Genomic DNA, 25561 nt, shown 5'->3' with positions numbered 1-25561 from the left:
TCAGGGCTTGCGCGGGGTTGCGCGACCCACGACCAGCGTTGATGTCGCTCTATGCTTGGGTCGCGTCACCGACGGGGAAGGGTGGTGAGACGGGCCGATGGCACGAGCGGTCTCCAACCACCACCTATATGCGCTCCTCGAGGAGGCGGGGTACGCGCAGGCGCGGGCCGCGTTCGCCCGGCAGGTCAACCTGCGCGGCCGCGCGCACGGGCTGACGCTTCGCTACGACGCCGCCTCGGTGTACTGGTGGCTGCGCGGCCGCCGCCCTGACCACCCGGTACCCCAGGTCATCGCCGATGTCCTGACCCGACGCCTCGGCCGGCCGATCGGCGTCGACGCACTGGGCTTCACCACCGGTGGCGCGCTGGCAAGCCTCGGCCTGAGGTTCCCCGCCGACCTGAAGGACGCCCGCGCCACCGTCGCGGACCTGTGGCGGCAGCAAGTCGCCCGCCACGGCGCACTCAGCGCGGTGCCGTTTGTCGCGGCCGCCACTGCTGATTCCGGATGGCGCTGGCACTTCGACCCCCGCGACCCGGACGCCTCCCACCGTGGCGCCCGCCGCGTCACCCTCGCCGACGTCGACGCGCTTCGCGCCTGCCAGCAGCAGTTCCTCGATCTCGACCGGCGCCACGGCGGCGGCCAGTTCCGCGCGTTCCTCGCCGAGTGGCTGCACCGCGAGGTCGAGCCGATGCTCCACGGCACGTACACCGACCGGGTAGGCCGGCAGTTGTTCGCCGCCGTCGCCGAGCTGACCGGCCAGGTCGCGTTCATGAGCTACGACATCGGTGATCACGGATGGGCGCAGCGGCACTTCATCCAGTCGCTGCGCCTGGCGAAGGCAGCCGATCACGTCGGGTTCGGCGCACACATCCTGGCCAACATGTCCACCCAGGCCGTTTACCTTCGACAGCCCGGCGAAGCCGTCCGGCTGGCCCGGGCCGCCGTCGACGGCGGCCGCGCCCACACGTCGGTCATGGCCAGGCTGCACACCGCCGAGGCGTGCGCCCACGCGATCGCCGGGGACGCCCGCAGTTGCACAGCCGCGCTGCGGCTGGCCGAAAACGCGACCGCGAAGGCAGGTGGAAACGACCAACCGGCGTGGGCCGGGTACTTCACCCCGGCGCACCTGGCCGGCACAGCGATCCGCTGCCTGCGTGACCTCGGCCGCACCAAGGAAGCCCTCGGGTACGCCGGGCAGGCCCTCGACCTGGGCGAGGGCAGCGTACGCACCCGCGCCCTGCACACCGCGCTGGTCGCCAGCGTCTACGCCACCGGCTCCTCCGCAGAGCCCGAGCACGCCGGCCGGCTCGGCCACGACGCCCTCGACCTGGCCGGCCGGGTCCGCTCCCGCCGCGTCACCGACCGCATCACCGACCTGGCCGGGCGCCTATCCGCGCATCACGGCAACCCGATGGTCGACGGGTTCCTGCGCCGCGCCCGCGACTACGTTTCGCCAGCCGTGGGTAAAGTCAAACAATGACGTGGGTTGAGCCGAGGCAGTGGTACGCGCAGCTCGCGGCCTTCCACGCCGCTGCCGCCCTGTTCGTCACCGACGAGCGAGGGCGGGTGCTGCTGGTCAAACCGAACTACCGCGACCACTGGGCCATCCCCGGCGGGTACGTCGACCAGCACGAGACCCCCAACATAGCCGCCGAGCGCGAACTGCGCGAAGAACTCGGACTCGCCTTGCCCGCCGGGGACCTTCTGGTCGTCGACTGGGCCGCCCCGGCCGGGCCCCGCACCCGCGCCCTGGTCAACTTCGTCTTCGACGGTGGCCGGCTCACGGACGACCACGACATCCGGCTCTGCCCTGACGAACTGGACACGTTCGGGTTCCACAACCCGGAGCAGTGCCGCAGCCTTCTGCCCCCACGCGTAGCGCCGCGCATCGAGGCCGCGTTCGCGGCCCGCGCCAAGGGCACGACGATCTACCTGACCGACGGCGCGCTCGGTCTCTCATAGATGGCACCGTGCACGAGCTCAAACGCCCCGCCCGCAACGCCGCCGCTTCGGCGCCCGACATACCGCCGTCGTACGGGTCGTGTTCGGCGCCGGCCGGCGGGCGACCGGGGTCGGGCGACTGCGGGGTGGCACCCGCAAGGGCGTCTACCGGCTGGCCCTGGATGATGGTACGGCGGTCGTCGTCTACGTGTGGAACGCGGCCGAGGACCGAACTGTCCGGGCGGTTGCGGTCAGCGTAGGACGAGCAGGTCGAAGGTGTCGACGACCGGGCCGGTGTCGGTGGCGGCGGCCCGCTGCAGCCGGGCCAGGCCGGTGGCGTACTCGTCGTCGGTGAGCAGTCGCAGCGGGGTGTGCGCGTCGCGGCGCAGGCCGGTGGCGGCGGCCGCGAGTGTGGCGGCGGTGACCTGCGGGACCTGTTCGAGCGCGGTGGTGGTGAAGCCGTGGGCGGCGAAGGCGGTTTCGACGTCGGCGACGGTCGGGAAGGTGTCGACGACGCGGACGGCTTCGGGGAAGTGGCGGAACAGGGTGATGCCGTGGTGGCGGCCGGCGAACACCGAACGGATCAGGACCGGGCCGCCGGGCCGTACGACGCGGCGCAGTTCGGCGGCGGCCGCCGGCAGGTCCGGGACGTGGTGGATGACGGTGGACAGCCAGGCGGCGTCGACGTCGGCGGCGGGCAGCGGGATGTCGGCGGCGTGTCCGGGGCGTACGTCGGGGTGGCTGCAGCGGTCCCGCATCGCCGGTGACGGTTCGACGGCGACGACGTGGCTGCCGGGGTACCAGGTGGTGAGGGTCCGGGCCCACCGGCCGGTGCCGGCGCCGAGGTCGAGCAGCCGCGGTCCGGGCCGGGGGGCGAGGTGCCGGGCGAGCGCCGGCCGCCAGGCGGCGACGGCGTCGTCGGTCAGGTGGCGGTTGGCTTCGAACGCCGCCGCGGCGGTGGTGTCGTACGCGATGCGGGCCATGCCGTCCACCGCAGCACGGTGCGGCCGACGGGGGCAAGGGGGCCGGTGTGGTCAGCCGGTCGGGGGCAGCAGCCGGGCGACTAGGTCCTCGATCAGGGTGTCGGGCCGGTGCGGTGCGAGCAGGCCGGGGACGGTGAGGTCTTCGATGATCAGGCCGAACATGGCGAGGTAGAGCAGGACGACGCCGCGGCGGTCGCCGGGCAGTCCGGCGTCGACGTGGAAGTCGATGTTGGCGGCCAGGTCGGCGGCGAGGAACCGGGTCAGTTCGGCGTGCAGTTCGGGCCGGCGGGTGGCTTCCAGGCGCAGTTCGAGCAGGGCGAGGTGGCTGCTGCGGTCGCGGCGCATCCGTTCGACGATCGCGCGCATGAGGGTGACGGTCAGGTCGGCCGACGGTGGCGCGGTCATGGTGTCGGCGAGTTCGGCGGGGTCGGGGGTGAGCCGCTCGCGGGTGCGGCGCATGACCTGGGCGAGCAGGTCGGCGCGGTTGGTGAAGTAGTTCGAGGTGGTGCCGGTGGGGACGGCGGCCTGGGTGTCGACGGCGCGCAGGGTCAGGCCGCGTGAGCCGTCGCGGGCCAGGACCTCGATGGCGGCGTCGAGCAGCGCGGTGCGCCGGGCCGGGTTCTGTCGCATGGGGGCCTCCCGATTGACACCACTGTGACTGCAGTACTACGGTCGAATCACTGCAAGCACAGTACATCAGGTCCGGTGACCGGACCGGAACGGGAAACGATGCGAAAGCTGACCTACTACGTCGCCGCCACCCTCGACGGCCACATCGCCGGCCCCGCCGGCGAGTTCGACTTCTTCCCCCTGCCCGCCGACCTGACCGAGGCGATCGTCGCCCGCTACCCCGAGACGATTCCCGGCCACGTACGCGCCCCACTCGGCCTGGCCGACCTGCCCAACCAGCGGTTCGACACCGTCGTCATGGGACGCGGCACCTACGAACCCGCCCTGCGCGAAGGAATCACCAGCCCCTACCCGCACCTGCGCCAGTACGTCGTCTCCCGCACCCTGACCAACGACGACCCGCAGGTCACCGTCGTCGCCGACGACCCGGTCCGCGTCGTACGCGACCTCAAACAGCAGGACGGCCTCGACATCTGGCTCTGCGGCGGCGGCAAGCTCGCCGCGACCCTGCGCGACGAGATCGACGAACTGATCATCAAACGGAACCCGATCGTCGCCGGCGCCGGCATCCCACTGTTCGACGGCCCGTTCACCCCGACCACCTACACCCCCGTCGAGACCCACGAATTCGCCTCCGGCGTCGTCATGACCACCTACACCAGGGCCACCTGAACCCGGCCCGCGCGACAATCACCCCATGCCGACCCTCGACGCCACCCACCTGCGGCAGGCGGTCACCGAAACCGTCACCGTCCTCACCCCGCACGCCGACACCGACTGGCAGGTCCCGGCCGGCACCCTGACCTGGACCTGCTGGACCACCGCCGCCCACATCGCCCACGACCTGCTCGCCTACGCCGGCCAGCTCACCGGCCGCCCCGACACCGGCTACCTCCCTTTCGACCTGCGCATCCACGACACCGCCACCCCCCGCGACCTGCTCCAGACGATCACCGCCTGCGGCGGCCTCCTGCACGCCGCCCTGACCACCGCCGCCCCCGGCACCCGCGCCTGGCACTGGGGCCCCTGCGACCCGGCCGGCTTCGCCGCCATGGGCGTCGCCGAAACCGTCCTGCACACCCACGACATCACCACCGGACTCGGCGTACCGTGGCAGCCACCGCAGGAACTGTGCGCAGGCGTACTCGCCCGCCTCTTCCCCGACGCCCCGGCCGGCGACCCGGCACAGGTCCTGCTCTGGTCGACCGGACGGGCCCCACTCGACGGCCGGCCACCACGAAACCCGTGGACCTGGCAGGCCGCCGTCGCCTAGCCTGGCCACCGCTCCCGACCAGCACAGGAGGCCGGCAACCTTGCCCCGCAAACCCGCCCGCCGCCACAACCCGCGACGCCCCGCCACCGCCGGGCCGCGCCCGGACCACAGCGGCGCACCGAACGTCCCGGCGGCCGCCAAACCCGGCCCCGACCGCACCGAACTACGCGCCGACTGCGGCAACTGCCTCGCCCTGTGCTGCGTCGCCCTGCCGTTCGCCGCCTCCACCGACTTCGCCGTCGACAAACCCGCCGGCCGCCCCTGCGCCAACCTGCGCGACGACAACCGCTGCGGCATCCACCACCGGCTACGCGACACCGGCTTCACCGGCTGCACCGTCTACGACTGCTTCGGCGCCGGCCAGAAGGTCTCCCAGACCACGTACGCCGACCGCGACTGGCGCCACGACCCGACCACCGCCCGCCAGATGTTCGACGTCTTCGCGACCACACGACAACTCCACGAACTGCTGTGGTACCTCGCCGAGGCACTGACCCTGCCCGCCGCCCGCACCCTGCACCACGACCTGCGCCACGCCTACGACCACACCCGCCGACTCACCCTCGGCACCCCCGACCAGGTCGCCGCCGTCGACGTCGCCACCCACCGCGCCGACGTCAACACCCTGCTGCTGCGCACCAGCGAACTCGTCCGCGCCACCACCCGCCGCCCCAACCACCGCGGCGCCGACCTGATCGGCGCCAACCTCGCCGGCGCCGACCTACGCGGCGCGAACCTGCGCGGCACCTACCTCATCGCCGCCGACCTCACCGGCGCCGACCTGCGCACCGCCGACCTGATCGGCGCCGACCTGCGCGACACCCGCCTGCACCGCGCCGACCTCACCGGCGCCATCTTCCTCACCCAGGCCCAGGTCAACGCCGCCCACGGCGACACCGCCACCCGGCTCCCACCGACCCTGACCCGCCCCACCCACTGGCCGGTCACCGCCTCGTCGCGTACAACCGCATCGTGACCGGCCCGAACACCGCCACCAGCACCGCCGACGCGACCAGCACCCAACCCACCTGACCGACCGTCACGTCACCGGCCATCAACCCCCGCACCGCCGTCACCAGATGCGTGATCGGATTCAGCCGGACCACCGACTCCAACCACCCCGGCATCGTCGACGGATCCACGAAGATGTTGCTCCCGAACGTCAACGGGAACAGCACCAGCATGCTCGCCCCCATCACCGCGTTCTGCGTCCGCATCACCAACCCCAGCATCGTCCAGATCCACGACAACGCGAACGAGAACACCAGCAACAGCAACACCCCCAACGCCACACCGACCACCCCACCCGCCGGCCGGAACCCCAGCACCAACCCCAACGTCACCACGACCACCGATGCCAGCGTGTACCGCACCGCATCCCCCAACAACGCCCCGACCAGCGCCGACGGCCGCCACACCGGCAACGTACGGATCCGGTCGAACACCCCCTTGGCGATGTCGACGTTCAACGCCACCCCGGTGTACATCGTGATCATCACGACCGTCTGCACCAGAATCCCCGGCAACAGAAACTGCAGATACTCCCGCGGCGACCCCGCCAGCGCCCCACCCAACAGATACGTGAACACCAGCGTCAACATCACCGGAAACGCCGTCACGTCGAACAACTGCTCCGGAACATGCTTGATCCGCAGCATCGCCCGCCACCCGAACGTCAACGACGCCCGCACCGCGTTCGGCCGCGCCGGCCGCTCCCGCACCGCCAACACCGCCCGCAACGCCTCACCCGACGCCGGCCGCTCCCGCACCGCCGTCACGCCTTCACCCCCACACCGACACCCGACGCCTCGTCGTCGTCCGCCGGATGCCCCGTCAACGCCAGGAACACCTCGTCCAGACTCGGCCGCCCCAACGCGAAATCGGTCACCTCCACCCCCGACCGCGCCAACGCCGCCAACGCCTCCGACACCCGCAACGGATCCGACACCCGCGCCGACAACGCCACCGGATCCCCCTCCGCCACCACCGGCACCCCCAACACCCCGGCCAGCACCCGCTCCGCGTCCGCCCGCCGCCCGGCATCCACCACCCGCACGTGCAACACCCCCGCACCCACCGACGCCTTCAACTCACCACTGGTCCCCTCCGCGATCACCCGACCATGGTCGATCACCGCGATCCGTCCCGCGAGCTGATCCGCCTCCTCCAGATACTGCGTCGTCAACAACACCGTCGTACCCTCACCCACCAACGCCCGCACGATCTCCCACACCTGGTTACGGCTGCGCGGATCCAACCCCGTCGTCGGCTCGTCCAGGAACATCAACGCCGGCGTCACCACGATGCTCGCCGCGATGTCGATCCGCCGCCGCATACCACCCGAATACGTCTTCACCTGCCGGCCCGCCGAATCCGACAACCCGAACGCGTCCAACAGATCACCGGCCCGCGACCGCGCCCGACCCCGCGAAAAACCCAGCAACCGGCCCAACAGGACCAGATTCTCGACCCCGGTCAGATCCTCGTCCAACGACGCGTACTGCCCCGTCAACCCCACCCGGGCCCGGACCGCGTCCGCCGCACGCACCACGTCGTGACCCAGCACCCGCGCCCAACCACCATCCGGACGCAACAACGTCGCCAACATCCGGATCGTCGTCGTCTTCCCGGCACCGTTCGGCCCCAGAAACCCGTACACGCCACCCGCCGGCACCGCCAGATCCACCCCGTCCACGGCCCGCTTCGACCCGAACGACTTCACCAACCCGGCCGTCTCGATCGCCAGCTCGGCCACCACCCGGCCCCCCTCACCAGTCGCGGACACCCGACACGCGAGTCTCGCACGACATCGACACACCCACCCGGCGAACCAACCGGATCAACCCAGCTCCCCCGACCGCAACACCAACGTACGACGATCGTCGGTCACCACCCCGACCCCGTCACCGGCCAACACCACCTGATCCGGAATGCTCGCCCCGACCGGCACCCCCTCGGTGCCCTTCGCCGCACCGACCTCCTCCACCCACACGAACCACTCGACGCCCCCCGGCCCCTGCGCCACCGCATCGGTCAACACCATCCGGCCACCGGCCGTCGCCCGCACCGACGCACCCTCCTCGACCTGCCGCACCGGCTTCCCGTCGGCGTCCAGCACCTGCGCCCCACGCAGCGAACCGAACATCCCCTCACCGAACAGCAACCCACCCTCGGTCACGAACCAGTCCTCCTCCGTCGACCACTCCACCCCGACCGACCACTTCTCCACCCCCGTACGCACGTCCAACGCCATCGTCTTGTCACCGTCGTTCGCCCGCGCGTCGACCGCCACACACACCAGGTGCTGACCACACGGCTTCACCTTGTCGACCGACGTACCCGCCGCCAACGGCATCGCCCACTCCTGCTTGAACCCCGGCACCGAGAAACCCGCCACCACCGAACGCCCCGGCGACGCGTCGTCGTTCAACTGCCCCACCACGAACCCGTCGTACGCCGTCCAGAAATCCTCCACGATCGGCAACGAACCACTGCCGCGCGGCTTACCCGTGTTCGCGTCCAGCAGGTAACCCCGCCCCTGCACGTTGTCCAACTCCACCACCACGTCACCCGCGGTGACCGTCTCCACGAACGTCCCCGACGCCACCGGCAACACCCCCGGCCCCGCCGCCACATCAGGCCCCGTCCACTGCCGCATCGCCTCCACCCGATGCGAGTTGATCACCAGCAGGTCCCGCGGCCCCTTGCGACTCCACTTCTGCTTACCGGTCCGCAGATCCACCCGCACCACCGAGTTGTCGAACCCGTCCCGGACCTCCACGACCACATCACCACCCAGGAACACCACATCCGTACGATCCCGGTCCCACTTCCCCCGCCACAGCAGCTTCCCGTCCGACTCCTGCAACACCGACCGGATCCAGTCACCACCATCAGTCGCCGAATCCGGCGCATCCACCACGATCAGCTCACCGACCGGCGTCAACCGCACCTCCGTCGGCTCCACCTTCAACGTCGTGCTCCACCGCGGCTCACCCCCGGCCACCGGCAGCGACACCACCTCCGTACCACCCAGCCCCACCACCGCCGACACCACATGCCCATTCACCACCGCCACCGCCAGCTCACCCACCCCGGACGCCGGCCGCTCCGTCACCCGCGCCAGCTCACCACCCGACCGCCCACCACCGTCCGAACCACCGCCGAACGGCCCGAACCCACCCCCCGACGGCCCACCACCGGCCCCCTGCACCGTCTGCGACAACTTCCCGGCCAACCACGACCCACCCTGCACCGCACCCGCCACACACCCGACCAGCACCGCCACCGACAACGCCGCCGCCACCGTCCGCACCACCGGCCGGCGCCGCCGCTTCACCCCTGACACCGGCAACGCCACCGGCGGCCGCGCGGACGCACCGATCCCCGCCCACTGCGACCCCGCCCCGGTGGCCGCCGCCGCAGCCACCGGCCCGGTCGCCGGAGAGCCCGGACCCGCCGGCGAACCCGGCACCGCACCACCATCCGACACCGGACGAACACCCGGCACCCCCGACACCGGCTCGGCCCCCAACACCGACGACACCGGAAACACCGACGACACCGACGACACCGACACCGGCACCGACGACACCGGGCCGACACCCGACACCGGGAACGTCGCCGTACCCGACACCGGCCGCTCGACCGGACCCGCCGCCACCCCCGACATCCCCGCCAGCAACGCCCCGTACGCCACCGGCAACTCCGGCTGCTCCGGCACCGCCGGCGCCACCCCCAACCGGGCATGCAACCGGCTCGCCACCAACGGCATCCGACTCGAACCACCCACCAGCAACAACCCCGCCAACGCCGCCGGCTCCACATCCGCCCGCTGCAACACCCGCCGCGTCTCGTCCACCGCCCGCGCCACCAGCGGCCCCGCGATCCGCTCCACCTCCTCACGCGTCAGATGCATCGGCTCCTCCCGCCCCGGCACATGCACCGGCGCCGCCGACGTACGCGACAACATCTCCTTCGCCGACCGCACCTCCGCCCAGAACGCCTGCCGATCCCGCTGCTCCGCCAACCCCCGCGGCGCCCGCAACCGCTCCCACAACCCCGGATCCCGAACCCCCACCAACTGCCCCAGATGAGCTACCAACGCACTGTCCACATCCAACCCACCAAGATCATCCAAGCCGCCGGTCGCCAACACCCGCAACCCCGCCGACTCCCGCCGCACCACCGCCACATCCAACGTCCCACCACCAAAATCAAAAACCCCGAGACACCCGAACGGCGGCACCTGCTGACCCAACACCTGCATGCAGTACGTCGCCGCCGCAATCGGCTCGTCCAACAACCGCACATGCCCCAACCCCGCCTGCCGCGCCGCCGCCAACAACACCGCCCGCCGCGGCTGCCCCCAATCCGCCGGACACGTCAACACCGTCGCCCCGGTCGGATCCACCCCTGCCGTACGCGCCTCCACCGCAACCCGCCGCAACCCCGCCGCCAGCAGCTGCTCCACCGGCACCTCATGACTACCCAGCAACACCCGCCCCTCGTCGATCCGCCGCTTCGGATGCGGATCGAACCGCTCCGGCTCCGAACCCGCCAACCGCTGCGCATCCCGACCCGTGTGCGGCACCCCCGCCGCATCCACGAACACCCCCGACGCCAACAACGGCGACCCGTCGAACAACAGCGCCCGCGGCTGCTGATCCCCCCGCCGCACCACCGCGACCGTATGCGTCGTGCCAAGATCCACCGCCAGCCGAACCGGCTCCAACACGACACCCACCCCTAACGACACGACACGGACGCACCGCGGCGGATGCTACTGCCCCCCGACGACAACCCCACCGACACCCGTCAACCCCTACCCCCGAACTCCACCACCAACGGCCGATGATCCGACACCCCCACCACCGGCGTACGCACCGCCACCACCGGCGGCAACCCACCCACCCCCCGCCGATCCACCAACGCATGATCCAACTGCACCCGCGGCCGCACCGCCGGATACGTCGGCCGCCGCCCCAACGACCGCCACCCCGACACCAACCCCGGCAACCCACCCGGCAGATTCAGATCCCCCAACAACACCCGCGGCCCCGGCAACCCCCGCAGAAACCGCGTCACCCGCCGCAACTGCCACACGTTCCACCCCGGCACGAACGACAGATGCGTCGCCGCCACCGTCAACTCCCCCCACGGCCCCACCACCACCGCCGCCAACACCACCCGCGGCTCGTCCCGCAACCGCATGAACCCCGTACCCGGCACGTACACCGGCGACCGCAACGGCGCCCCCGGAAACCGCGCCACATGCCACGACCGCACCGGAAACCGCGTCACCAACCCCACCCCGTAACACGGCTCCCCCACCCCGTCATCGTCATGATCCAACGAACGGAACCGCTCCCCCGGCGTACCGACGACCGCCGGCGCGAACCGGTACGCCTCCGCCCCACACGCCCCCGCCACCACCGCCGTCAGATCCAACTCCCCGCTACGCGTCTGCCCCCGGTCCACCTCCTGCAGAGCCAGTACGTCCGCATCCAACGCACCCACCGCCGCAACCAGCCGCTCCCCCACCACCAACCCGTCGTGCACCGACCGGCCATGCAGCAGATTGAACGTCGCCAGGCGCATCACTGCACCATAAGACCGCACCGGCCACGCCGCCCGCGACACAAACCGTCCCCTCGCCCCTGCCGGCCCACCCACACCGCACCGCCCTGTGCCACAGTGACCCCGTGCTGATCAAGCTCCTGTGCTGCTCGACCCTGCTCTTCCTCACCCTCGGCGCCATCGGAATCTGGCTCCGCCGCCACCCCCGCCCCTAGCCGGCCGCGCCCCGCCGCCGCCGCGTTGCCGCGCCGCCCCTCCACGCGATCAAGGAGGAAGCGTGCCCGCTCCGCACCAATTGCCGTAAGACTTCTCCTTGATCAGCCCGAGATCAGCCCGAGATCAGCCCGGCCCCCCTTGCCGCCACGATCAAGGACAAAGCATGGGCGTTTCGCGAGGCTTGTCGCGCAACTTCTCCTTGATCGGCGCCACCAGCCAGAACGCGGCGCGCGATGGCCATCGCACGGCGCCACCGGCCAGAGCACGGCGTGCGCCGGCGGTCCATGCCCTGCTACCAGGGCATCCGGGGCAGCGGGTGGCGTGTGCGTGAGGCTGCGCACAACCAGGAGCAACCCACCACCCCACCCCGGAAGAATCGCCGGACGTGGACCCCGCAGCCATCGCCACCCTGCTCACCGCCGCCGCCATCGCCGGCTGGGTCGACGCGGTCGTCGGCGGCGGCGGACTCCTCCTCCTGCCCGCCCTCCTCATCGCCGCCCCCGGCGTACCCGTCGCGACCGCGCTCGGCACCAACAAGCTCGCCGCCATCGCCGGCACCACCACCGCCGCCATCACCTACGCCCGCCGCACCAAAGTCGACTGGACCACCGCCGGACCGGCCGCCGCGCTCGCCGTACCCGTCGCCGGGCTCGGCGCCGCCCTGGCCGGCTCCGTCCCGCCCAGCGCCTACCGGCCCGTCGTCCTCGGCGTACTGGTCGCCGTCGCCCTGTTCGTCACGCTGCGCCCCCGGCTCGGCATGGTCGCCGACCCGCTACGGCGTACGCCGACCCGGATCAGCGCCGCCGTCGCCGTGGCCGGCGGCCTGATCGCCCTGTACGACGGCATGATCGGCCCCGGCACCGGCACGTTCCTCGTCCTGGCGTTCACCACCATCGTCGGCGCCGACTTCGTCCACGGCTCGGCGATGGCCAAGCTCGTCAACGCCGGCACCAACCTCGGCGCCCTGGTCGTCTTCGGCCTGGCCGGCCACGTGTGGTGGCTGCTCGGCGCCGCGATGGCCGTCTGCAACATCCTCGGCGCGGTCGTCGGCGCCCGGATGGCACTGCGGCGCGGCTCCGGGTTCGTCCGGGTCGTGCTGCTTGTCGTCGTGCTCGCCCTGGTGGCCAAGCTCGGCTACGACCAGTTCGCCTGACCCGCGGTGTGCCTGGGCCGGTCACCGGTCCCCCGTACGGCCCGGAGCGTCCCCCGAAAAGCTGGGTCCCCCGGCGTCGGCGCAAGGTCGCCGACGCCGCCTGTGAGGTGGGGCACTGCGCGTAGCGCATCCTAGGAAGCTAGTAATGACTGGGCGGACCCCGCCGCTCGACGCCCACGGTCGCTCGCGGAAGAATGACCTTGTGCAGGGACGAACCGGACCACGCTCCGGCCATCCGGACAGTGCCACGAACCGAGCCCCGGAGCCGACCAGCGGCCCTGAACGCACCGCCGTCGCCCTCGCCGCCCAGCGGCCCGACCTGCTGGCCGCCTACACCGCCGCCCTGCCCGGCGCCCGTGCGGCCGTACTCGGCCGGCTCTGGACCGCCCTCTCCCGCGAACCGGTCCCCGGCGTGACCGGCCGGACCACCGACGCCGGGCGGCTCACCGTCACCCTCGCCGACGGGCGCCGGCTCACCGGTCCCCCACCGGCCCCGTACGTGTCACCACCCGACAGGCTGGACCTCGAACTGGACGGGGTCACCGTCGCCGGCCCCGCACCACTGGTCGCCGCACTCGGCGACGGCGTCGCCCCGACGACCGGCGCCCACCGCAGGCTCGCCGACGAACTCGACGACAGCGTCGCCAACCTCGCCCTCGCCCGGGCCGCCCAGCCCGCCCCGGACGGCGGGCCGCCCACCCTCACCCGGCCCGGCCGCACCGACGCCGACTGGGAACAACTCGTCGTCGACGGCCACCCGCTGCACCCCGGCTGCCGGACCCGGTACGGCATGTCGACCGCCGACGTGCTCGCGTACGCCCCCGAGCACCGGCCCACCGTCGACCTCGAACTGGTCGAGGTACCCGCCGACCGCTGGCTGACCACCGGCAGCGACCTGCCACCGGTCCTGCCGATGCACCCCTGGCAGGCCGCCCACCTGCTCGACACGTACCCGTGGCTGCGCCGCACCGGGCGGACCCGGCCGGCCCGCCCGCTGATGTCGCTGCGCACCCTCGCCCCGCTCGACGACCCCGGCCACCACGTCAAGACCGCCGTCGACGTGCAGATGACCAGCGCCGTACGCACCGTCTCGGCCGCCGCGGTCCGCAACGGCCCACCGGTCACCGCCCTGCTCGCCGGGCTCGCCGCCCGGATCGGCGGGCTCACCGTGCTGCCGGAGACCGCCGCCGGGGCCGTCCTCGTCGACGGCGAACCGTGCCGCAGCCTGGCCGTCGTCGTACGCCGCGCCCCGGCGCCCGACCCCGGCGAGACCGTGCTGCCGCTCGCCGCGCTGGCCGCCCCGTCCCCGGCCGACGGCCGCCCCCTGGTCACCGAGGCGGTCACCCTCGGGTACGGCGGCGACCCGGCCGGCTGGCTCACCGACCTGGCCCGGGTGCTGCTGCCACCGCTGCTACGGATGCTCGACCTCGGCGTGGCGCTGGAGGCACACGGCCAGAACACGCTGGTCGGGCTGCGGCACGGCCGGCCCACCCGGCTGTTCTACCGCGACGTCGGCGGCATCCGGCTCAGCCCGGCGCGGCTGGCGCGGCACGGCGTCACCGCCCCGCCGGTCCACGGCGACCTGGCCACCGACGACCCCGCCGAACTGCGCGACACCCTGCTCGCCGCCGCCGGCACCGTCCTCACCGAACAGGTCGCCGTGCTGAGCCGGGCGTACGGCACCGATCCGCGTACGCTGTGGTCGGCGGTCGCCGCCGCCGCGCCCGACGACGACCTGCTCTTCCGCCCCACCCTGCCGGTCAAGGCGACGACGGCGATGCGGATGGCCGCCGACCCGCTCGACGTCGTCTGGGCCCGGGTACCGAACCCGCTCGCGGAGCCGCGATGACCGCCATCCCCACCATCCACCGCCGCCGGCTGTGCGCCTGCGCCACCGGCGTCGGCACGGTCGCCGGCGCCGCCGCGCACACCGCCGACGAGCTGCGGATCCACGCCCCCGACCTGGTCGACGGATTCCGGGCGGCGCTGCCCGCCGCCGCGTCGACCGTCGGCCGGCGGCTCGCCGGCGCCCTGGTCCGCGAGGACATCGGCGACGCCCGGGCCCGGTGGGCCGGCGCCGGGACCCGGCACGGCTTCGACCGGGTCGAGTTCGACACCGTCGACGCCGACGACCCGGTCGACCTGCTGCCCGGCCAGGTCATGGACCGCCGGGGCTGGGCGCTGGCCACCGAACTCACCAACGCGGTGGTCAACCTCGCGATCGCGTACGCCCGGCGGGCCGCCCGCCCGGTGCCGGCCGGGTCCGGTGCCGACGGGTCGGCGGTGGACGCCGAACGGCTCGCCGTCGACGGGCACAACCTGCACCCGTGCGGGCGTACCCGGCTGGGGTGGAGCGTCGCCGAGGTCCTCGCCCACGACCTCGAGGCCGGGGCGACCCGGGTCGGGTTCGTCGCCGTACGGCGCGACCTGCTCACCGGTGACGACATCGGCGCCGAACTCGCCGCCGGCCATCCGGACGTGCCCGCCGCTCCGCCCGGCTACGTCAGCCAGCCGGTGCACGCCTGGCAGCTCGAGTCGGTGCTGCCGCACCGGTACGCCGACCTGTGGCGCGACGGTGCCCTGCGCCCGCTCGACGGGGAGCTGGCGGCCGCGCCGACAGCGGCGCTGCGGACCCTGCTGCTGCCGGCCGGCCGCGACGGCCGGCACCGCTACCTGAAGCTGTCGCTGGACATCCAGGTGACGTCCACCCGCCGGACGATCTCGGTCGCCAGCACCCGCAACGGGCCGGCGATCTCCGCCCTGCTGCACCGGCTGCTCGCCGACGACCCGGCCGGCGGGCGGGTGCTGCTGCTCGCCGAGACCGCCGGGGCGGCACTGCCGGCCGGTGCCGGGCGGGACGCGTCGGCGATCCTGCGGTCCGGTCTCGACGACCGGCTGGGTGAGGGCGAGGTCGCCGTACCCGGGGGTGCGTTGCCGGCCCGCGACGGTGCCGGAACCGTGCTCGCCGCCCTGGTCGACCGGTACGCCGTGACCCGCGGCCGGCCGGACCGGGCGGGCGCCGCGCTGGGCTTCCTGACCGAGTACGCCCGGCTGCTGCTCACGCCGGTGCTGCGCCTGGCCACCCGGTACGGCATCGGCCTTGAGGCGCACCTGCAGAACTGCCTGCCGACGTTCGTCGACGGGGTGCCGCACCGGATCGTGTTCCGGGATTTCGCCGGCCTGCGGCTGCACCGGCCGAGGCTGGCGGCCGCCGGCCGGTCGGTGCCGCTGTGGCCGGGTTCGGTCGTCGGCACCGACGACGTGGCGGTGCTGCGGGCCAAGGTCGGCTACACCGCGCTGCAGGCGCACCTCGGTGAGCTGGTGGTGCGGCTGGCCGGCTCGCACGGGCTCGCCGAGCCGGCGGCGTGGCGGGCCGTACGCGCGGTCGTGGACGAGGTGTACGAGCCGTTGCGCGCCGACCCGGCCACCGCCGCGGCGGCCGCCGCCGACCACCTGGCGCTGACCGCCGACCGGGTGCCGCACAAGGCGCTGGTCCGGATGCGGCTGGCCGGCGACGGCGACATCTACATCCCGGTACGGAACCCGCTGCATGCCGCCTGAGCGGGTCGCCGCGGCGGTCCGGGCGCTGCCCGGCCCGGTCTGCGCGTACGTCTACGACCGGGCGACGCTGCGGGAGCGGGCGGCGGCGCTGCGGGCCGCGCTGCCGGCCGGGAGCACCCTGCTGTACGCGGTGAAGGCGAACGGGAATCCGGACGTGGTGGCCGCGCTCGCCGCCGCCACCGACGGGCTGGAGGTGGCCTCCGGCGGCGAGCTGGCGCTGGCGCGGGACGCCGGCGCGGCCCGGATCGTCTTCGGCGGACCGGCCAAGACCGACGCCGAACTGCGGGCGGCGGTCGACGCCGGGGCGCTGGTCAACGTGGAGAGCGTCCTCGAGCTGCGCCGGCTGGCGCTGGTCGCGGCGGACGGCGCCGGGCCGGTGGCCGGCGGTGGTTCCGGGGGCGGCCCCGGGGGTGCGCCGGTCCGGGTCGCGCTGCGGGTCAACCGGGCGGCGGGCGGGCCCGGCGGCAGCCATCGGATGACCGGCACCGCGACCCCGTTCGGGATCGACGAGGCGGAGCTGGCCGACGTGCTGCGGCTGGCGGCGACGCTGCCCGCCGTCCGGCCGGTGGGTTTCCACCTGCACGCGGTGTCGAACAACCTCGACGCGGCCGCGCACGCCGACTTCGTCGTGGACGCGGTCCGCTGGTCGGTCACGGCCGCCGCCCGGCACGGCCTGGACCTGGCGTACGTCAACGTCGGCGGCGGCCTGGGCGTCGACCACACCGGTGGGGCGACGGGGTCCGACGGCGCCGGCCCGGCGGAGTTCGATCTCGACGTGCTGCGGCGCGGCCTGGCGCCGGTACGCGACCTGCTGCCGGACGGGGCCGAACTGGTCTTCGAGCCGGGCCGCTGGCTGGCCGCCGACGCCGGCTGGTACGCCGCCCAGGTGCTGGACCTGAAGCACACCCACGGCCGCTGGTTCGCCGTGCTGCGCGGCGGCACCCACCACTTCCGGCTGCCGGCGGCCTGGGGCTACAGCCACCCGTTCGAGGTGCTGCCGGTCGACCGGTGGCCGTACCCGTTCGAGCGGCCGGAGGTGCGGGACGTGCCGGTCGACGCCGTCGGTGAGCTGTGCACCCCGCGCGACGTGCTGACCCGGGGCCAGCGGGTGGCCCGGCTGCGGGTCGGCGACGTGCTGCTGTTCGGCCGCACGGGCGCGTACGGCTGGGACATCTCGCACCACGACTTCCTGCGCCACGAGCACCCGCGGACGGTCGTGCTCTGACCGTGGGCCGGTCGGGGTGCCGGCCGGAATCGGTCAGCTGCGGGCGCGCGGGTTGGCCCGGATCTCGCGCAGCGCCTGCCGGCGTACGTCGCCGCGCAGCGTGTCGACGTAGAGCCGGCCGTCGAGGTGGTCGGTCTCGTGCTGGAGCGCGCGGGCCAGGAAGCCGCTGCCGGTGACCGTCAGCGGTTCGCCGTGCTGGTCGAAGCCGCGGACGGTGGCGTGCATGGCGCGCGGGGTGGGGAAGTACAGGTCGGGGATGGACAGGCAGCCCTCCTCGCCGTCCTGGGTCTCCTCGGACAGCTCTATCGTCGGGTTGACCAGGTGGCCCCGGTGGCCGTCGGCGTCGTAGACGAAGACGCGAGCGCCGACCCCGATCTGTGGTGCGGCGACGCCGGCCCGGCCGGGCGCCCCGAGCATGGTGTCCATCAGGTCGGTGACCAGGGCACGCAGTTCGGCGTCGAAGCTGGTGACCGGGTCGCAGGGGCTGCGCAGCACCGCGTCGCCGATGATCCGGATCGGCCGCATCGTCATGCCGGCAAGGCTAGCCGACGCCGGTGCGCACGGGCCGGTAGCCGGTACGGGACCGCTGCGGGGCGGGCGGCGGTCGCGCCCGGGCCCGCTCCCGGGAGGGGTTGCTGTTGCGGCTGACAGCGAATTCGCTGTATCCACACTGAATTCGCTGTGGGGCGCGACAGCGATACCCGGAGGGTGGCGACCGCGACCGGCGGCCGCGGACCGGCAGCCGCGGACCGGCGCGAGCACGACGTGGCGCCCACGACGTGGCGCCCACGACGTGGCGCCGAGGGCGGCGGCGGGGCGTGGGTCAGGCCGGGCGGCGGGCGCCGGCCGGGCCGGCGAGGGCGGCGCGGACCGGGGCGGCCTTCGCCGCCGCCTCGGCGACCTCGGCGTCCGGGTCGCTGCCCCAGGTGATGCCGCCGCCGGCCCAGACGTGCACCCGGTCGGCGTCGACGGCGGCGGTACGGATCGTCAGGCCGAGGTCGATGCCGTCGGGGCCGATCCAGCCGAGGGCGCCCATGCTGGCGCCCCGGCCGACCGGTTCGTGGGCGGCGATCTCGGCCAGCGCGGCGTGCTTGGGCGCGCCGGTGACCGAGCCGCCGGGGCAGACGGCGCGCAGCAGTTCGGCCAGTCCACAGCCGTCGGCGAGGTCGGCGGAGACGACGGATTCCGCCTGCCACAGGTCGCACCAGCGCCGGATGCCGTAGAGCTCGTCGACGCGTACGGTGCCGGTCTTCGCGACCCGGGCCAGGTCGTTGCGCTCCAGATCGACGATCATGACGTGTTCGGCGCGTTCCTTGGGCGAGGCGAGCAGTTCGGCGCGGCCGGTGGCGGTCGCCGGGCGGGTGCCCTTGATCGGGCGGGTGGTGGCCCGGCCGGCGGTCACCTCGACCAGGGTCTCCGGGGAGGCGCAGCCGATGGCCCAGCCGGCCCCTTGGAGCACTCCCCCGTACCGGGCTCCGGGGAGCGTGGCGAGCCGGGCGAGCGCCGGCAGCGGGTCGCCGGTGTAGTCGGCGGACGCGTGGCCGACGACGTTGACCTGGTAGATGTCGCCGCGGGCGATGGCGGTACGGGCCTGTTCGACGGCGGCGGCGTGCTGGGCCGGCGTCCAGCTCTCCCGCCACGGCCCGAGCCACCAGCCGCCGGTCGGTCCGCCGGCGGCCGTCGGCCGGTCGGGGTGCGGGTCGGTGGCGGGCTCGTGGACGACGGCGACCAGGTCGGGTACGGCCGGCACGGGGCTGGCGGGGCCGGTCGGTGCGCCGATGGCGTGGGCGGCGGCCGCGGCGGAGAGGTAGACGGTGGCGCCGGCCGGTTCGTCGGGTCCGGGCGTCCGGGGCGGGGCGGTCAGGTCACGTACGGGGAGTCCGGCGTGGGCGAGGAAATCCTCGAGCAGCCGGGTCGGGTCGCCACCGTCGGTGATCCGCCACTCCAGTCGTGAGCGCTCCCGCAGGGCGGGTAGCCTTGTTCCGGTCACGGTGCGTGACGCAAGGGGCCGGACTGGGAGCGTTCCCACGCCAAGTGGTCCGATGTGCCTCATACGAAGGGTGGATTCTCCCCTGATCATGCCGTTACCTGCTCGAAAACGCGTCGTTCGACTTGGTAACGTGCATCACTGTTCATGTGAGTTTTTACACAGCCGAACGCAACGCCCCCACACCGGAGATCCTGATGTGCCAGCACCAACCGACCTGCCCCTCCGCCGACGCGACCGACCGGGAAGCCGCCCGCGTCATCGCCTGCTTCCCCGAGCAGGGCTGGAGCCTGCTCTGCAACGGCGTCATCAGCTTCGAGGACACCGGGGAACTGCTGCCCGACGGCAGCACTATCGCACCGCACCGCGGTCCGGCCCGACACGCCCTGGCCGCCTGACCTGAGCCTGCCGGGCCTGACCGCTCGTCGGGCCATGGTCCGGTCACGACATCCGTGACCAGCGGTCACTGCCCGAACGCCTCCGGCGGCGGGCAGGCACAGACCAGGTTGCGGTCACCGAACGCGCCGTCGATCCGGCGCACCGGCGGCCAGTACTTGGCCGCCGGGTCCACCCCGGCCGGGAAGGCCGCCACCGAGCGCGGATAGGCGTAGGGCCACTCGTCGCCGGTCACCATCGTCGCCGTGTGCGGGGCGTTGGACAGCGGGTTGTCCCCCTTCGGCCACTCCCCCGAACCGACCTTGTCGATCTCGGCCCGGATGGCGATCATCGCGTCGCAGAACCGGTCCAGCTCGGCCAGGTCCTCACTCTCGGTCGGCTCCACCATCAGCGTCCCGGCGACCGGGAACGACATGGTCGGGGCGTGGAAGCCGTAGTCGATCAGCCGCTTCGCGACGTCGTCGACGCTGACCCCGGTCGCCTTCGTCAACGGCCGCAGGTCGAGGATGCACTCGTGGGCCACGAGCCCCTTGTTGCCGGCGTACAGCACCGGGAAGTGGGCGCGCAGCCGGGCCGCGACGTAGTTCGCCGCCAGGACCGCCACCCCGGTCGCCCGGGCCAGCCCGTCCGGACCCATCATCCGCAGGTAGGCCCACGGGATCGGCAGGATGCCGGCCGAGCCGTTCCGGGCCGCCGAGATCGCCGGCCGGGCCGCCGCACCGCCGGACTCCCCCTCGCCGGCCGCCGCCAGCGGGTCACCGGGCAGGAACGGGGCCAGGTGCGCGCGTACGGCGACCGGCCCGACGCCCGGCCCACCGCCGCCGTGCGGGATGCAGAACGTCTTGTGCAGGTTGAGGTGCGACACGTCGGCGCCGAACCGCCCCGGCTTGGCGTATCCGAGCAGGGCGTTGAGGTTGGCGCCGTCGACGTACACCTGGCCGCCGGCGTCGTGCACCTTGGCGCACAGCGACGCGATGCCGGTCTCGTACACCCCGTGCGTCGACGGGTAGGTGACCATGATGGCGGCGAGGGTGTCGCGGTGCTGCTCGATGCGGCGGTCGAGGTCGACCAGGTCGACGTTGCCGTCGGCGTCGCAGGCGACCACGACGACCCGCATGCCGGCCATCACCGCGCTGGCGGCGTTGGTGCCGTGCGCCGACGACGGGATCAGGCAGACGTCGCGGCCGGTGTCGCCGCGCGACAGGTGGTAGGCGCGGATCGCCAGCAGGCCGGCGAGTTCGCCCTGCGAGCCGGCGTTCGGCTGGACGCTGACGGCGTCGTAGCCGGTGACCTCGGCGAGCCAGCCCTCCAGGGAGGCGACCAGGTCGCGGTAGCCGGCGGCCTGCTCGGCGGGGGCGAACGGGTGCAGGTCGGCGAACTGCGGCCAGCTCACCGGTTCCATCTCGGTGGTGGCGTTGAGCTTCATCGTGCAGGACCCGAGCGGGATCATGCCGCGGTCCAGCGCGTAGTCGGAATCGGACAGCCGGCGCAGGTAGCGCAGCATCGCGGTCTCCGACTGGTGCCGGGAGAAGACCGGATGGGTCAGGTAGTCGCTGGTGCGCAGCAGGGCGGCCGGCAGGGCGGCGTCGGTGGGCTGCGCCGGGGTGGCGGGCTCGGTCGGAGCGGCCACGCCGAAGGCCGCGAACACCTCGGCCAGGTGGGCTTCGACGGTCGTCTCGTCGCAGGAGATCCCGACCCGGTCGGCGTCGACCGGCCGCAGGTTGACGCCGCGCCGCGCGGCGGCGGCGACCACGTCGGCGGCCCGGCCGGGCACGACCGCGGTCACGGTGTCGAAGAACGCGTCGTGGGCGGTGGTCACCCCGCCGGCGCGCAGTCCGGCGGCGAGCCGGGCGGCCATCTCGTGGGTACGCTCCGCGATCGCCTTCAGGCCGGCCGGCCCGTGGTAGACGGCGTACATGCCGGCCATGACGGCGAGCAGCACCTGGGCGGTGCAGATGTTGCTGGTCGCCTTCTCCCGGCGGATGTGCTGCTCGCGGGTCTGCAACGCGAGCCGGTAGGCGGGGGCGCCGGCGGCGTCACGGGACACCCCGACGAGCCGGCCGGGCAGCATCCGCTCCAGGCCGGCGCGGACGGCGAGGTAGCCGGCGTGCGGGCCGCCGAAGCCCATCGGTACGCCGAACCGCTGGGTGGTGCCGGCGGCGATGTCGGCGCCGATCTCGCCGGGCGGGCGCAGCAGGGTCAGGGCGAGCAGGTCGGCGGCGACGGCGACGAGCGCGCCGGCCGCGTGGGCGGCCTCGACGAGCGGGGCGTGGTCGCGGACGGCGCCGGACGCGCCGGGGTACTGCAGGTGCAGGCCGAAGAACTCGGCCGGCAGCTCGTCGGCGTCCAGGTCGACGACGCGTACGTCGATGCCGAGCGGTTCGGCCCGGGTCCGGATGACGGCGACGGTCTGCGGCAGCGTGTCGGCGTCGACGACGTACACCGGGCTCTTGCTCTTCGAGGCGCGGCGGGCGAGCGTCATCGCCTCGGCGGCGGCGGTGCCCTCGTCGAGCATGGAGGCGTTGGCGGTGGCCAGCCCGGTCAGGTCGGTGACCATGGTCTGGAAGTTGAGCAGGGCCTCCAGCCGGCCCTGGCTGATCTCCGGCTGGTACGGCGTGTACGCGGTGTACCAGGCGGGGCTCTCCAGCACGTTGCGGCGGATGACGGCCGGGGTGTGGGTGCCGTGGTAGCCGAGTCCGATCATGGAGACGGCGACGGTGTTGCGGGCGGCCAGGTCGCGCAGTTCGGCGATCACCTCGGCCTCGGTGGCGGCCGGCGGCAGGTCGAGGCGGTCGTGCCAGCGGATGACCTCGGGGATCGCGGCGTCCATCAGCTCGTCGACGGAGTCGTAGCCGACGGTTTCCAGCATCCGGCGCTCGGCGGCGGCGTCGGGGCCGATGTGACGGTCGGCGAAAGGTCTGGTACTCACAGGCATCTCCCGGGCGAGGTCGACGAGGCGGCCTCCCCTTCTGTCACCGGCGCGGATGATCCACGTCGACTCCAGAGCGCCTGCCCGCGTGGTCCTTTTGCCTGAGAGGTTCCGGGGAGGAGTTGCCCCTTCGGCGCCGCCTGGTTTCGCCAGGTGGTCTCTCCCGCGCGGGTGGTACCGGCACTGGCCACGCTACCAGCGCCGGCACCACCCGCATGATCTAGACCCGGGTCAGGCGGCGGCCAGCACCGCGCCGTCGCGCCGGCCGGCCTCCTCCGCCGGCCGCAGGGCCAGCGCGAGTACGTCGGCGACGTCGGCGAGGGTGTGCACGGTCAGCGCCGCGCGCACCTCGGCCGGCACGTCGTCGAGGTCCGGCTCGTTGCGCGCCGGGATGACCACCTCGGTCAGCCCGGCCCGGTGCGCGGCCAGCAGCTTCTGCTTGACCCCGCCGATCGGCAGCACCCGGCCGGCCAGGGTCACCTCGCCGGTCATCCCGAACTCGGGACGTACCGGGCGGCCGGAGGCCAGTGACGCCAGCGCGGTGACCATGGTGACGCCGGCGCTCGGGCCGTCCTTGGGCACCGCCCCGGCCGGCACGTGCAGGTGGATCCGCCGGCCGGCGAGGGCGTTCGGGTCGAGGCCGAGTTCCCGGCCGTGCGAGCGCAGGTAGGACAGCGCGATGTGCGCCGACTCCTTCATCACGTCGCCGAGCTGACCGGTCAGGGTCAGCCCCGGTTCGCCCTCCATGCTGGTCGCCTCGATGAAGAGCACGTCGCCGCCGGCGCCGGTCACCGCGAGACCGGTCGCGACGCCGGGGACCGCCGTACGCTCCGCCGACTCCGGGGTGAACCGGGGCCGTCCGAGGTAGCCGGCGAGGTCGTCGGTGGTCACCGCCACCTTGCCGGGCTCGGTCGCGAGCTTGACCGCGACCTTGCGCAGGATCTTCGCCAGGGCACGTTCGAGCTGCCGTACGCCGGCCTCCCGGGTGTGCTCGCCGGCGATCCGGGCCAGGGCCGCGTCGTCGACGGTGACGTCGTCGGCGGTCAGCCCGGCCCGCTCCACCTGCCGGGGCAGCAGGTGGTCGCGGGCGATCGCGACCTTCTCCTGCTCGGTGTAGCCGTCCAGGGTTACCAGTTCCATCCGGTCCAGCAGCGGGCCGGGGATCGCCTCGACGACGTTCGCGGTCGCCAGGAACAGCACGTCGGACAGGTCGAGGTCGACCTCGAGGTAGTGGTCGCGGAACGTGTGGTTCTGCGCCGGGTCGAGCACCTCGAGCAGGGCGGCGGCCGGGTCGCCGGCGTACCCGGCGGAGATCTTGTCGACCTCGTCGAGCAGCACGACCGGGTTCATCGAGCCGGCCTCGCGCAGCGCCCGCACGATCCGGCCGGGCAGCGCGCCGACGTACGTGCGGCGGTGGCCGCGGATCTCGGCCTCGTCGCGGACGCCGCCGAGCGACACCCGGACGAACTTGCGGCCGAGCGCCCGGGCGACGGACTCGCCGAGGCTGGTCTTGCCGACCCCGGGCGGGCCGGACAGGGCCAGGACCGCGCCGGAGCCGCGCCCGCCGACGACGGCGAGGTTGCGTTCCGCGCGCCGGTTGCGCACCGCCAGGTATTCCAGGATGCGGTCCTTGACGTCGGACAGTCCGGCGTGGTCGGCGTCGAGCACCGCGCGGGCCGCGGCCAGGTCGGTGTTGTCGTCGGTACGCACCGACCACGGCATCTCCAGCACGGTGTCGAGCCAGGTGCGGATCCAGCCCGACTCCGGGGACTGGTCACTGGCCCGCTCCAGCCGGCCGACCTCGCGCAGCGCCGCCTCGCGTACCTTCTCGGGAAGGTCGGCGGCCTCGACGCGGGCCCGGTAGTCGGCGGAGCCGTCCGGTTCGTCCTCGCCGAGTTCCTTGCGGATCGCGGCGAGCTGTTGGCGGAGCAGGAAGTCGCGCTGCGACTTCTCCAGCCCCTCGCGCACGTCGGTGTTGATCCGCTCGGTGACCTCCTGCTCGGCGAGGTGGTCGCGGACCCAGCCGACGAGCAGTTCGAGCCGGGCGGTGACGTCGCCGGCGGCGAGCAGTTCGGACTTCTGGGCGACGGTGAGCCACGGGGCGTAGCCGGCGGAGTCGGCGAGTTCCGACAGGTCGGTCATCCGCTCGACGGCGTCGACCACCTGCCAGGCGCCGCGCTGCTGGAGCACGGCGGTCATCAGGGCCTTGTATTCGCGGGCGAGTTCGCGGGCCTTGCCGGCGGGTGCCGGTTCGGTCAGCGGGGTGGCCTCGACCCAGAGGGCGGCGCCGGGGCCGGGCACGCCGGAGCCGATCCGGGCCCGGGACAGGCCGCGGACCACGGCGGCGGGTTCGCCGCTGGGCAGCCGGCCGACCTTCTCGATCGTGGCGACCGCGCCGACCGGGCCGTATTCACCGTCGACGCGGGGCACGGCCAGGACCTGTTTGTCGCCGGTCGCCCGGGCCGCGTCGACGGCGGCCTGGGTGGTCGCGTCGAGGGTCACCGGGATGACCATGCCGGGGAGCAGGACGTCGTCGGTCAGCGGCAGTACGGGAAGAGTTGCCATCGAGCACCTGCCATCAATTGAGTTGAGCTTGCTCCACTCAAGTTACAAACAGTGCCCTATGTTCCCGTAGTGACGCAGGCCACAGCCGAACCCCGCCGGCGACGTGGTGCGCCGCCGGCGGGG

At 73.5% G+C, this 25561-nt stretch carries 20 protein-coding genes, 1 pseudogene and 1 riboswitch; of the genes and pseudogenes, 10 read left to right on the top strand and 11 right to left on the bottom strand.

Going from position 1 to position 25561, the window contains the following annotated elements:
• Window positions 1-97 precede the first annotated feature (97 nt).
• Both AB0M79_RS23630 and AB0M79_RS23625 read left to right on the top strand, forming a co-directional pair.
• Window positions 98-1480: a hypothetical protein gene (locus tag AB0M79_RS23630; protein WP_364217389.1), complete on the top strand. Its 1383-nt coding sequence runs from the start codon at window positions 98-100 to the stop codon at window positions 1478-1480.
• Entirely contained in the window at window positions 1477-1962 is a 486-nt protein-coding gene (locus AB0M79_RS23625) for an NUDIX hydrolase (protein WP_364217387.1), read from the top strand. The genes AB0M79_RS23630 and AB0M79_RS23625 overlap by 4 nt, the downstream gene beginning before the upstream one ends.
• 230 nt (window positions 1963-2192) lie before the next feature.
• Here AB0M79_RS23625 and AB0M79_RS23620 read toward each other — a convergent pair whose 3' ends face one another.
• Window positions 2193-2924, bottom strand: coding sequence for a methyltransferase domain-containing protein (locus AB0M79_RS23620; protein ID WP_364217385.1), 732 nt, complete (start codon window positions 2922-2924; stop codon window positions 2193-2195).
• A gap of 51 nt (window positions 2925-2975) precedes the next feature.
• Complete coding sequence (locus AB0M79_RS23615; RefSeq protein WP_364217383.1) at window positions 2976-3554, bottom strand: TetR family transcriptional regulator; 579 nt, start codon at window positions 3552-3554, stop codon at window positions 2976-2978.
• Between the two features lie 99 nt (window positions 3555-3653).
• Here AB0M79_RS23615 and AB0M79_RS23610 point away from each other — a divergent pair, with 99 nt between their 5' ends.
• The 3 genes from AB0M79_RS23610 (at window position 3654) to AB0M79_RS23600 (ending at window position 5803) form a co-directional block, all read left to right on the top strand.
• Window positions 3654-4226, top strand: coding sequence for a dihydrofolate reductase family protein (locus AB0M79_RS23610; RefSeq protein ID WP_364217381.1), 573 nt, complete (start codon window positions 3654-3656; stop codon window positions 4224-4226).
• A 25-nt stretch (window positions 4227-4251) separates the two neighbouring features.
• Window positions 4252-4827 carry a maleylpyruvate isomerase N-terminal domain-containing protein gene (locus AB0M79_RS23605; RefSeq protein WP_364217379.1) on the top strand — a complete coding sequence of 192 codons (576 nt, stop codon included), beginning with the start codon at window positions 4252-4254 and terminating at the stop codon, window positions 4825-4827.
• A gap of 193 nt (window positions 4828-5020) precedes the next feature.
• Window positions 5021-5803, top strand: coding sequence for a pentapeptide repeat-containing protein (locus AB0M79_RS23600; protein ID WP_364217506.1), 783 nt, complete (start codon window positions 5021-5023; stop codon window positions 5801-5803).
• On the opposite strand, the gene AB0M79_RS23595 is transcribed toward AB0M79_RS23600, so the two are convergent.
• The 5 genes and pseudogenes from AB0M79_RS23595 to AB0M79_RS23575 form a co-directional block, all read right to left on the bottom strand.
• Window positions 5772-6605, bottom strand: a complete 834-nt coding sequence (locus tag AB0M79_RS23595) for an ABC transporter permease (protein WP_364217377.1) — start codon at window positions 6603-6605, stop codon at window positions 5772-5774. The genes AB0M79_RS23600 and AB0M79_RS23595 overlap by 32 nt on opposite strands.
• Window positions 6602-7582, bottom strand: coding sequence for an ATP-binding cassette domain-containing protein (locus AB0M79_RS23590; protein ID WP_364217504.1), 981 nt, complete (start codon window positions 7580-7582; stop codon window positions 6602-6604). The genes AB0M79_RS23595 and AB0M79_RS23590 overlap by 4 nt, the downstream gene beginning before the upstream one ends.
• Before the next feature lie 84 nt (window positions 7583-7666).
• The gene (locus AB0M79_RS23585; RefSeq protein ID WP_364217512.1) at window positions 7667-8779 is read right to left on the bottom strand and encodes a hypothetical protein; all 1113 of its coding nucleotides are present in this window, start codon (window positions 8777-8779) and stop codon (window positions 7667-7669) included.
• A 780-nt stretch (window positions 8780-9559) separates the two neighbouring features.
• Window positions 9560-10240, bottom strand: a pseudogene (locus AB0M79_RS23580) (Hsp70 family protein); the annotation flags it as partial.
• A gap of 404 nt (window positions 10241-10644) precedes the next feature.
• Window positions 10645-11427 (bottom strand): endonuclease/exonuclease/phosphatase family protein, encoded by a 783-nt coding sequence (locus AB0M79_RS23575; protein WP_364217375.1) that lies wholly within the window; start codon window positions 11425-11427, stop codon window positions 10645-10647.
• Window positions 11428-12007: 580 nt separating this feature from the next.
• On the opposite strand from AB0M79_RS23575, the gene AB0M79_RS23570 reads away from it, so the two are divergent.
• The 4 genes from AB0M79_RS23570 (at window position 12008) to AB0M79_RS23555 (ending at window position 17561) form a co-directional block, all read left to right on the top strand.
• Window positions 12008-12775 carry a TSUP family transporter gene (locus tag AB0M79_RS23570; RefSeq protein WP_364217373.1) on the top strand — a complete coding sequence of 256 codons (768 nt, stop codon included), beginning with the start codon at window positions 12008-12010 and terminating at the stop codon, window positions 12773-12775.
• Between the two features lie 202 nt (window positions 12776-12977).
• Window positions 12978-14624, top strand: coding sequence for an IucA/IucC family protein (locus AB0M79_RS23565; protein ID WP_364217371.1), 1647 nt, complete (start codon window positions 12978-12980; stop codon window positions 14622-14624).
• A complete protein-coding gene (locus AB0M79_RS23560; protein WP_364217369.1) occupies window positions 14621-16336 on the top strand; it encodes an IucA/IucC family protein in 1716 nt (571 codons plus the stop codon). Before AB0M79_RS23565 ends, AB0M79_RS23560 begins: the two co-directional genes overlap by 4 nt.
• Window positions 16326-17561, top strand: a complete 1236-nt coding sequence (locus AB0M79_RS23555) for an alanine racemase (RefSeq protein ID WP_364217367.1) — start codon at window positions 16326-16328, stop codon at window positions 17559-17561. Before AB0M79_RS23560 ends, AB0M79_RS23555 begins: the two co-directional genes overlap by 11 nt.
• A 33-nt stretch (window positions 17562-17594) precedes the next feature.
• Here the strand turns inward: AB0M79_RS23555 and def are convergent, their stop codons facing one another.
• Together def and AB0M79_RS23545 are read right to left on the bottom strand one after the other, a co-directional pair.
• Complete coding sequence (gene def / locus AB0M79_RS23550) at window positions 17595-18092, bottom strand: peptide deformylase (RefSeq protein ID WP_357541042.1); 498 nt, start codon at window positions 18090-18092, stop codon at window positions 17595-17597.
• 292 nt (window positions 18093-18384) lie between these two features.
• Window positions 18385-19641, bottom strand: coding sequence for a chorismate-binding protein (locus AB0M79_RS23545; RefSeq protein WP_364217365.1), 1257 nt, complete (start codon window positions 19639-19641; stop codon window positions 18385-18387).
• 104 nt (window positions 19642-19745) lie between these two features.
• Here AB0M79_RS23545 and AB0M79_RS23540 point away from each other — a divergent pair, with 104 nt between their 5' ends.
• Window positions 19746-19946 (top strand): DUF5999 family protein, encoded by a 201-nt coding sequence (locus AB0M79_RS23540; RefSeq protein ID WP_212828720.1) that lies wholly within the window; start codon window positions 19746-19748, stop codon window positions 19944-19946.
• Window positions 19947-20011: 65 nt separating this feature from the next.
• On the opposite strand, the gene gcvP is transcribed toward AB0M79_RS23540, so the two are convergent.
• Together gcvP and lon are read right to left on the bottom strand one after the other, a co-directional pair.
• On the bottom strand, window positions 20012-22873 hold the full coding sequence (gene gcvP / locus AB0M79_RS23535) for an aminomethyl-transferring glycine dehydrogenase (RefSeq protein WP_364217363.1): 2862 nt from the start codon (window positions 22871-22873) through the stop codon (window positions 20012-20014).
• Window positions 22874-22952: 79 nt separating this feature from the next.
• Window positions 22953-23049, bottom strand: a riboswitch (glycine riboswitch).
• Window positions 23050-23104: 55 nt separating this feature from the next.
• Window positions 23105-25438, bottom strand: a complete 2334-nt coding sequence (gene lon, locus AB0M79_RS23530; protein ID WP_364217361.1) for an endopeptidase La — start codon at window positions 25436-25438, stop codon at window positions 23105-23107.
• Between the last annotated feature and the right edge of the window lie 123 nt (window positions 25439-25561).

Source organism: Polymorphospora sp. NPDC051019, assembly GCF_040683055.1.
Classification (GTDB): domain Bacteria; phylum Actinomycetota; class Actinomycetes; order Mycobacteriales; family Micromonosporaceae; genus Polymorphospora; species Polymorphospora lycopeni.
The sequence above is the reverse complement of the archived record's forward strand: the minus strand, read 5'-3'. Positions and strand labels throughout refer to the sequence as shown.